This is a genomic window from Streptomyces sp. PU-14G (genome assembly GCF_041028275.1).
GTDB lineage: Bacteria > Actinomycetota > Actinomycetes > Streptomycetales > Streptomycetaceae > Streptomyces.
On record NZ_JASKYT010000285.1, the window covers coordinates 1 to 9,369 of the forward strand.

Here is a 9,369-nt window from a genome sequence, read left to right on the forward strand (position 1 = left end):
GCCCCCGGCGCTCCGCTCGGCGGCTGCTCCCCGCCCGGCGGCGCCCCCGCGCCCGGCGGTGCGCCCGGCTTGCGCAGCTTCCGCACCGTCCGCCTGCGCGCCGCGCCGACCGAGGTGCGCACGACGGAGAGGGGCTTGGCGACCGACTCCAGCGGTTTGCGTTCGGCGTCCACGCCGAGGAAGGTCTCGGCCAGCCCACCGATGACCATGATGATCGCGCCGACGAGGAAACCGACGTAGAGCCTGCCGCGGTCGCTGCCGTCGCCGATCAGCCAGCCGTACAGGTAAGGGCCTGTCGCCCCCGCGGCCTGGCCGATGGCGAAGAAGAGCGCGATGGCCTTGCCGCGGACCTCCAGCGGGAAGATCTCACCGGCCGTCAGGTAGCCCGAGGACGCGCCGGCCGAGGCGAAGAAGAAGATCACGCACCAGGCGACGGTCTGCGTGGTCGCCGTCAGGACGTTCGCCGCGAACAGGGAGGCGGTCACCGCCAGCGCGCACCCGGAGAAGAGGTAGGTGCCGGCGATCAGCCAGCGGCGGCCGACGATGTCGAAGAGGGGGCCCAGCACGATGGGGCCGAGCAGGTTGCCGGCGGCGAAGGCCAGCAGGTACATCGGGGCGCTCTCGGCGGAGACCCCGTAGAACGTGGTGAGCACCAGCGTGTAGGTGAAGAAGATCGCGTTGTAGAGGAACGACTGGGTGATCATCAGGGTCGAGGCCAGCACGGCGCGCTTGGGGTACTCCCTGAAGAGCACCCGCAGCAGCGTCACGTAGGTGCTGTGTGCCGACTCGCTGATCTCGATGGCGTCCTTCTCGTCGACCGGCGGCAGCTTCTTGCCGTGGCTGCGCACCGCCGCCTCGATACGGCCGATCGCGGCCTCCGCTTCGTCTTCCCTCCCGTTCATGATCAGCCAGCGTGGACTCTCCGGCAGATGGCGGCGTACGAACAGCACGGAGAAGCCGAGCACGGGGCCGAGCAGGAAGCCGATGCGCCAGGCGACCGTGTCGTCGAAGTAGGCGAGGATCATCAGCTCGGCGAGGGTGCCGACGATGGCGCCCGCCCAGTAGGTGCCGTTGACCAGCAGGTCGACCCGGCCGCGGAAGCGCGCCGGCATCATCTCCTGGATGGCCGAGTTGATGGCGGCGTACTCCCCTCCGATGCCGGTGCCGGCGACGAAGCGGGTCAGGTAGAGGTATCCGTCCCAGCCGGGGCCCTGTCCGTAGGTGAGCGCGGTCATGCCGCTGCCGAACAGATAGACGCCGAACGTGAGCAGGAAGAGCTTCCGGCGCCCGAACCTGTCCGCCATCCGGCCGAAGAAGAGCGCACCCGTCACCTGTCCGACCAGGTAGACGGTCGCGATCAGGCCCGCTTCGCTGGAGGACAGCCCGAGGGTGTCCTCCTGGGTGAGGATCGAGGTGACCGAGCTGGCGACCGTGATCTCCAGCCCGTCGAGGATCCACGCACAGCCCAGCGCCGCGATCATCTTCGTGTGGAAGCCGGACCAGGGCATCCGGTCGATACGTGCAGGGATCAGGCTGCGGAGCGGAGCGTCCGCCGGACGGGATGATGAGTTCGCTGCTGCCACCTCGTCACCCGTAACCAGCCCCGCCCCTCCACCAGGGACTCGACCGGTCATCTCACCCGAAAAGATGAGGCGAGACCAAGGGGACATCCGCCACGGCGAAGGGGACACCCGCCGGTGGCGGATGTCCCCTTCGTGCCGCCTCGCCAACCCCCGTGGCGGGCCGTTCTCAGGCCCCGCGCAGCACCGCGCCGGTGCGCTCGACCGCCTCCGCGACCGCCGCGTCCCGCGCCGTCGAGGCCTCCTCGGCCTTCAGCGTCCGGTCGAAGGCCCGGAAGCGCAGCGCGTAGGCCAGCGACTTGCGCCCCGCACCGAGCTGCTCGCCGGTGAAGACGTCGAACAGCCGCAGCGACTCCAGCAGCTCACCGGCGCCCGCGCGCAGCGCGCTCTCCACCTCGGCGGCCGGCACCGAGGCGTCGACCACCAGGGCCACGTCCTGGGTGGCCACCGGGAACGTGGACACGTGCGGGGCGCGCAGCGCTCCCGCGCCGGCGCGCTCCACCAGGTCGAGGTCGAGCTCCATCGCACAGGTGCGCGGCGGCAGCCCGAGCGCCTTCAGCGCGCGCGGGTGCAGCTCACCGGCGTGCCCGGCCAGGGTCCGGCTGCCGTCGATCTCGACGTGCAGCGCGGCGCACCGGCCCGGATGCCAGGGCACGTACTGGCTGTTCTCCACCGTCAGCTCGGCGCCCGCCTCGGCGGCCACGGTGCGGGCCGCCTCGATGGCGTCGGCCCAGTCGGCGGTGCGGCCCCCGCCCCACCAGCCGGACCGCTCGCGGGCGCCCGCCAGGACGACCGCCACGTGCCGGGGCTGCTCGGGCAGCGCACCGTCCAGGGCGGCCACCTGCTCGTCGGTGGGCCGCTGGGTGACGGGCAGCCGCTCGGCGGCCGTCTCGGTGCCGGTCGGCAGGAACACCAGCCCGGTCTCGAACAGCGCCAGGTCGTGGCTGCCGCGCCCGTCGTTGCGGCGCAGCGCGCCCAGCAGTCCGGGCAGCAGCGTGGTGCGCAGCCCGGGCTCCTCGTCGGAGAGCGGGTTGACCAGCTGGACGGTGCGGCGGCGCGCGTCGCCGGGCTCCAGGCCGAGCTGGTCGAAGACGGCTTCGCCGACGAACGGGTACGACAGCGCCTCGACGTAGCCCGCGCCCGCCAGGGCCCGGCCCACGCGGCGGTGCAGCCGCTGCCGCTCGGTCAGCCCGCGGCCCGGCAGCGGCCTGGGCAGAGTGGCGGGCAGGTTCTCGTAGCCCTCCAGGCGGATGACCTCTTCGGCCAGGTCGTTGGGGTCGGTCAGGTCGGGCCGCCAGGACGGCACGGTGACCGTCAGCTCCTCGGGGCCCTCGGTGGACCGCTCGCCGCCTTCCAGCGCGCTCGGCCCCACGTCCCCGTAGACGTCGCAGCCGACCTGCTGGAGGCGGCGCACGACGGTCTCGCGGCCGTAGCCGACACCCGCGACCCTGTCCGGGTGGTCGGCGGCCATCCGGATGGTGTGCGGGCCCGAGGGGGTGCGGATCTCGGTGACGCCGGGCTCCACGGTGCCGCCCGCCAGCAGCACCAGCAGGTCGACGGTGCGCTGCGCGGCGGCTGCCGCGGCCTCCGGGTCGACGCCCCGCTCGAAGCGGCGGGAGGCCTCGGAGGAGAGCTTGTGGCGGCGCGCGGTGCGGGCTACGGAGACGGAGTCGAAGTGCGCGGCCTCGATCACGACATCCGTGGTGCGCTGCGCCTCGCCGCCGTCCTCGCCGTCGGCGATCTCGGTGTGGGCGCCGCCCATGACGCCGGCGAGACCGATGGGGCCGCGCTCGTCGGTGATGACCAGGTCCTCGGAGTCGAGGACGCGCGCCACTCCGTCGAGCGTGGTCAGCTTCTCGCCGCCGTGGGCCCGCCGCACCCCGATCGGTCCCTGGACGCGGTGGCGGTCGTAGGTGTGCAGCGGCTGACCCAGCTCCAGCATCACGTAGTTGGCGATGTCCACCGGCAGCGAGACCGGGCGCATGCCGGCCTTCTGAAGCCTTCGCTTGAGCCAGATCGGCGAGACCGCGCCGGGGCGGAGGCCCGACACCGTACGGGCGGTGAACCGGTCGCACCCCAGCGGTTCTGCGACCCTGACGGTGTACCCGTCCGCGTTGGGCGTGGCCACGTCCAGCAGCGCCGGGTCGCGCAGCGGCACCCCGTAGGCGGTGGCCGTCTCGCGGGCCAGGCCGCGCATCGACAGGCAGTAGCCGCGGTCGGGGGTGACGGCGATGTCGAGCACCTCGTCGACGAGCTCCAGCAGCTCGATCGCGTCGGCACCCACCTCGGCCTCGGGCGGCAGCACCATGATCCCGTCGTGGTCCTCGCCCATGCCCAGCTCGCGCTCGGAGCAGATCATGCCCTCGGAGACGTGACCGTAGGTCTTGCGGGCACTGATCTCGAACCCGCCGGGCAGCACGGCGCCCGGGAGCACGACGACGACGTTGTCGCCGACGGCGAAGTTGGTGGCTCCGCAGACGATGTTCTGCGGGTCCTCAGGGCCCCGGCCGACGTCCACCTGACAGTAGCGGATCGGCTTCTTGAAGCCGGTGAGCTCCTCGATGGCCAGCACCCGGCCCACCACCAGCGGACCGGTGAGACCGGCCCCGGTCTGCTCGACCGTCTCGACCTCGAGACCGGCCGCGATCAGCCTGGCCGCGACGTCCCGGCCGGACTCGGAGGCCGGTACCTCGACGTACTCCCGGAGCCACGACAGCGGCGCCCGCATCAGATCTCCATCCCGAACGGCTGGGTGAAGCGCACGTCACCCTCGACCATGTCTCGCATGTCCTCGACGTTGTGGCGGAACATCAGCATCCGCTCGATGCCGAACCCGAAGGCGAACCCGCTGTACCTCTCCGGGTCGACGCCGCAGGCCGTCAGCACCCGCGGGTTGACCATGCCGCAGCCGCCCAGCTCGATCCAGCCCTCGCTGGAGCAGGTGCGGCACGGGTTGTCCGGATCTCCCACGGACGCGCCCCGGCACACGAAGCACACCATGTCCATCTCGGCGGACGGCTCGGTGAAGGGGAAGTAGGAGGGCCGCAGCCGGGTGCCGAGCCCCTCGCCGAACAGCGCCCGCACCATGTGGTCGAGCGTGCCCCGCAGGTCGGCCATGGTCAGACCCTCGTCGATGGCCAGCAGCTCGACCTGGCCGAAGACGGGGGTGTGCGTGGCGTCCAGCTCGTCGGTGCGGTACACGCGGCCCGGGCAGATGACGTAGACCGGCAGCTCGCGCTCCAGCAGCGACCGGATCTGCACCGGCGAGGTGTGGGTGCGCAGCACGACGCCGGAGTCCTCCTCGGCCGGCGCGCCGTCCTGGCCGCGCACGAAGAAGGTGTCCTGCATGGTGCGGGCCGGGTGGTCGGGCCCGATGTTGAGGGCGTCGAAGTTCAGCCACTCGGCCTCGACCTCGGGGCCCTCGGCCACCTCGTAGCCCATCGCGACGAAGACGTCCTCGATGCGCTCCGAGAGCGTCGTCAGCGGGTGGCGGGCGCCGGCGGGGCGGCGGTCGTAGGGCAGCGTGACATCCACGGCCTCCTCGACCAGCACCCGCTCGTCGCGCTCCCGCTCCAGCTCTTCCTGGCGGGCCTTGAGCGCCTTGCTGACCGCGCCTCTCGCCTGCCCGACACGCTTGCCGGCCTCGGCCTTCGCGTGCGGGGGCAGAGCGCCGATCTCGCGGTTGGCCAGCGCCAGCGGAGAGCGGTCGCCCGCGTGGGCCACCTTCACCTCGCGCAGTGCCTCCAGATCACCGGCCGCCGCGACGGCGGCGAGCGCCTCGTCGGTGGCCCGGTCGATCTCTTCCGGTTTCAGTGCCTCGACCTCGACAGGGTCGTACGACTTGTTGGGTGCCGACATCTCTTCCCGTGGTTTCCGATTTGTCTCCCAGCTGTCGCTGGGAGGTGCCCCCTGGCTGCGCCCCGTCCCGGACTCGCGTGCCGGGGCCCGAGTCTACGGGGGCGCGCCTGGTGGCAGATACGCGGAGGCCGAGCAGCGGCCTCGGGTCAGGTTCCGGGGTCGGCCCGTGCGCGCCGTGTGATCGCGGATCAGCGGAGCTGATCGCTCAGGCCAGGAAGGCCGGGGCGCCCACGGGCAGGGTAAATCGGAACCGGGCGCCGCCCACGGGCGCCCGCTCGACGGTGATCACTCCACCGTGCGCCTCGACGATGCCCTTGACGATGTAGAGGCCCAGGCCCGTGCCGCCGCGCCTGCTGCCCCGCCAGAAACGGGTGAACACACGGCTCATGGACTCCTCCGGGATGCCGGGCCCCTCGTCGCTGACCGTGACGGCCGTGGCCTTCTCCCCGGGATCGCGGGGCGACGAGGCGGGCTGCACCTCGATGGTGACAGTTCCCTCGCCGTGCCGCACCGCGTTTTCCAGCAGGTTGCCGAGCACCTGGTCGATCTTGTCGGGGTCGGCCCACAGGTCGGGCAGGTCCGCGGCGATGTCGACCGTGAAGCGGGAGTCGGGCTCGCCCGCCGCGAGGTGGGCGCCCACGTGCCGCCGTACGGCCCTGGCGATGTCCAGCCGCTGGCGGCGCACCTCCAGCCTTCCGGAGTCGATGCGGGAGATGTCCAGCAGTTCGGCGATCAGGCGGGTGACGCGGCCCGCGTCCGCGTCGACGGTCTGGAGCATCAGCCGCTTCTGGTCGTCGGTGAACCGCTCCCACTTGGCCAGCAGGGTGGCGGTGAAGCCCTTGACGGAGGTGAGGGGCGAGCGCAGCTCGTGGGCGACGGTGGCGATCAGCTCGGCGTGGCTGCGCTCGGTGCGCCGCCGCGCCTCGGTGCCCCGCAGGGTGACGACGACGCGCTGAACGGGGCCCCGCGCCCGCGCGCGGACGTACCGCGCCGAGACGAGCACCTCGTGTCCGCCCGGCAGCAGCAGGTTCCGCTCGGGGTGCCCGTTGCTGATGGCAAGGCCCTGGTAGGGGTCGGTCAGCTGCCACCAGCGGCGCCCGTCCAGGTCTTCGAGCGGCAGCACGGCGGGCAGCGGACTGCCCAGCGCCTCGCCCGGCTCCCGGCCTGTGAGGCGGGCCGCCGCCGCGTTGAAGCAGACGACGTCGCCGCCGGCGTCGGCGATCACGAGCCCGTCGGGCAGGTCGTCGGGGTTCACGTCCATCCCGTACCGCCCCTCTTTTCACGCCTCGTCCCGGCACCCGGGGCCCGACACCCTACTAGCTCAGGGTTACCGCGCGGCACCCTCGCCGTGCGGTCTGTCACCGCGCGCGGTCACCGGGTGCGCTGGGCGCGCGCCGAGGCGTAGAGGCAGACGGCCGCCGCCGTGGCGAGATTGAGGCTCTCCGCGCGGCCGTGGAGGGGCACCCGCACGACGGTGTCGGCCAGCGCGCGGGTCTCCTCGGGCAGCCCCCAGGCCTCGTTGCCGAAGACCCAGGCCGTCGGCGAGGCCATCCGTCCCGCGTCCAGTTCCTCGTCCAGGTCCCGCTCCCCCGCGCCGTCGGCCGCCAGCACCCGCACCCCGGCACCGGCCAGCTGACGCAGCGCCTCCGCGACGGGCACGCCCACGGCGACCGGCAGGTGGAAGAGCGAGCCGGCCGAGGAGCGCACGGCCTTCGGGTTGTAGACGTCCACGGACGCGTCGGTCAGCACCACGGCGTCGGCCCCCGCCGCGTCGGCGCAGCGCAGGACGGTCCCCGCGTTGCCGGGGTCGCGTACGTGGGCGAGGACGGCCACCAGGCGCGGCCGGGCCGCCACGATCTGTTCGAGGGGCCGGTCGAGGAAGCGGCAGAGCCCGACGACGCCCTGCGGGGTGACCGTGTCGGCCATCTCACCGATCACCTCCTCCGAGGCGGTGAGCACCGGCACGCGTGCCGCGCGGGCGGCCTGGAGGAGGTCCGCGTGCCGCTCGGCGGCCTGAGGTGTCGCGTACACCTCGACCAGGTGCGCCAGCGCCTCCCGCACGGCCTGCGGTCCCTCGGCGAGGAACCGCCGTTCCTTGGCGCGGAAGCTGCGCTTGCCGAGCTTGCGCGCGGCGGTGACTCGGGGCGAGCGCAGGGAGGTCAACTCGGGCGGCATGGGAGGGGGTTCGCTCACTTTCCGGGAAGAAGGCCACGGTTGCGGGCCGCCGCACACACTTCTCGCCGCCGTGGAGGCACCCCTGTGCGGAGCACGGGAGAGGGAAACCACGGCGGCGAGAGGCGGGCCCCCGGCCGGAGGCTGGGGGAGGAAGACCGGCGGATCATCCAGGGCGTGCGCCCACTGGCGCGACCGCGGACGTTCAGGCGGCCTTCGGGGCGTTCACATCGCTCGGCAGCGCCTTCTGCGCGACCTCGACCAGCGCGGTGAAAGCAGCCGCGTCGTTGACCGCGAGGTCGGCCAGCATCTTGCGGTCGACCTCGATGGAGGCGGCCTTCAGACCCTGGATGAAGCGGTTGTAGGTGATGCCGTTGGCGCGGGCAGCGGCGTTGATCCGCTGAATCCACAGCTGACGGAAGTCGCCCTTGCGCTTCTTGCGGTCGTTGTAGTTGTAGACGTAGGAGTGGGTGACCTGCTCCTTCGCCTTGCGGTACAGGCGGGAACGCTGGCCGCGGTAGCCGCTGGCCTGCTCCAGGATCGCCCGGCGCTTCTTCTGAGCGTTTACTGCCCGCTTGACGCGTGCCACGTGATTACTCCTTGTAGGCGGGGCCGGGAGGCGGGGGGCTCGACGTGCTGCGGCGTCGACCGCTCCGGCCCGGATCGAATGGGGTCCCGGTCGTGCGGGGTCCTACTTGCCGAGAAGCTTCTTGATCTTCTTGGCGTCCGCCGGGGCCGCTTCGGTCTTACCGGCAAGGCGACGCGTCAGCGTGGACGGCTTGTGCTCGAGAAGGTGGCGGCGGCCGGCGCGCTGGCGCATCACCTTGCCGGAGCCGGTGACCTTGAAGCGCTTGCGGGCACCACTGTGCGTCTTGTTCTTCGGCATGTCGCCGTTTCTCTCCTCGTCAGTGACGCTTCCGAACCGCCACGCGGGCAGGCGGAAGCGTCAGTTGTTCCGTATCGGTTCCGGGGCGGTGCCCCGGGAGGGCTCACGCCTCGGCGGTCTCCTCGGTGGGCGCCTCGGCCGGAGCAGGCCCCTGCTGGCGCTCCGCCTTGCGGGCCGCCTGGGCCTCGCGGGCCTCGGCCATGGCTTCGGTCTTCTTCTTGTGCGGACCGAGAACCATGATCATGTTGCGGCCGTCCTGCTTCGGGTTGGACTCCACGAAGCCCAGGTCGGCCACGTCGTCCGCGAGCCGCTGGAGCAGTCGGAAGCCCAGCTCGGGGCGGGACTGCTCACGACCGCGGAACATGATCGTGATCTTGACCTTGTCACCCTGCTTGAGGAACCGGACGACGTGACCCTTCTTGGTGTCGTAGTCGTGCGGATCGATCTTCGGCCGGAGCTTCATTTCCTTGATGACCGTGTGCGCCTGGTTCTTGCGCGCTTCACGGGCCTTCATGGCCGACTCGTACTTGAACTTGCCGTAGTCCATGAGCTTGCACACCGGCGGGCGGGCGTTCGCCGCCACCTCGACCAGGTCGAGGTCGTACTCCTGTGCGAGCTCAAGGGCCTTGGCAAGCGGCACGATGCCGACCTGCTCGCCGCTGGGACCGACGAGTCGCACCTCGGGGACGCGAATCCGGTCGTTGATGCGGGGCTCGGCGCTGATGGGGCCTCCTCGGGTACACCGCGCGACCGTCTGGCGGACGACCGCGCACGAGTCTGTAATGAGTGGTGACCACCGCCGCAGAAAGCGCAAAGCGCCCCGGACGGGTCACAGGCGGGGCTCCTCACAGACCGGGAGCACCGCCTGTGACC

General features: G+C 72.0%; 8 protein-coding genes. All 8 read right to left on the reverse strand.

The annotated features are described in order from the left end of the window. Positions 1-1,583, reverse strand: a 1,583-nt coding sequence (locus AB8Z75_RS25960) for an MFS transporter (RefSeq protein ID WP_369206021.1), incomplete at its 3' end; no start/stop codon positions are given. Between the two features lie 166 nt (positions 1,584-1,749). Beyond that, on the reverse strand, positions 1,750-4,308 hold the full coding sequence (gene pheT, locus AB8Z75_RS25965) for a phenylalanine--tRNA ligase subunit beta (RefSeq protein ID WP_369206023.1): 2,559 nt from the start codon (positions 4,306-4,308) through the stop codon (positions 1,750-1,752). Further along, entirely contained in the window at positions 4,308-5,438 is a 1,131-nt protein-coding gene (pheS, locus tag AB8Z75_RS25970; RefSeq protein ID WP_369206025.1) for a phenylalanine--tRNA ligase subunit alpha, read from the reverse strand. The genes pheT and pheS overlap by 1 nt, the downstream gene beginning before the upstream one ends. A 205-nt stretch (positions 5,439-5,643) precedes the next feature. Then, positions 5,644-6,699 carry an ATP-binding protein gene (locus tag AB8Z75_RS25975; protein ID WP_369206027.1) on the reverse strand — a complete coding sequence of 352 codons (1,056 nt, stop codon included), beginning with the start codon at positions 6,697-6,699 and terminating at the stop codon, positions 5,644-5,646. Between the two features lie 110 nt (positions 6,700-6,809). Continuing rightward, positions 6,810-7,613, reverse strand: coding sequence for a TrmH family RNA methyltransferase (locus AB8Z75_RS25980; RefSeq protein ID WP_369206029.1), 804 nt, complete (start codon positions 7,611-7,613; stop codon positions 6,810-6,812). A 202-nt stretch (positions 7,614-7,815) separates the two neighbouring features. Further along, positions 7,816-8,199 (reverse strand): 50S ribosomal protein L20, encoded by a 384-nt coding sequence (rplT, locus tag AB8Z75_RS25985; RefSeq protein WP_114020547.1) that lies wholly within the window; start codon positions 8,197-8,199, stop codon positions 7,816-7,818. A gap of 102 nt (positions 8,200-8,301) precedes the next feature. Beyond that, positions 8,302-8,496, reverse strand: a complete 195-nt coding sequence (rpmI, locus tag AB8Z75_RS25990; protein WP_019360090.1) for a 50S ribosomal protein L35 — start codon at positions 8,494-8,496, stop codon at positions 8,302-8,304. 103 nt (positions 8,497-8,599) lie between these two features. After that, positions 8,600-9,280: a translation initiation factor IF-3 gene (gene infC, locus AB8Z75_RS25995; RefSeq protein WP_114015815.1), complete on the reverse strand. Its 681-nt coding sequence runs from the start codon at positions 9,278-9,280 to the stop codon at positions 8,600-8,602. Positions 9,281-9,369: the final 89 nt, after the last annotated feature.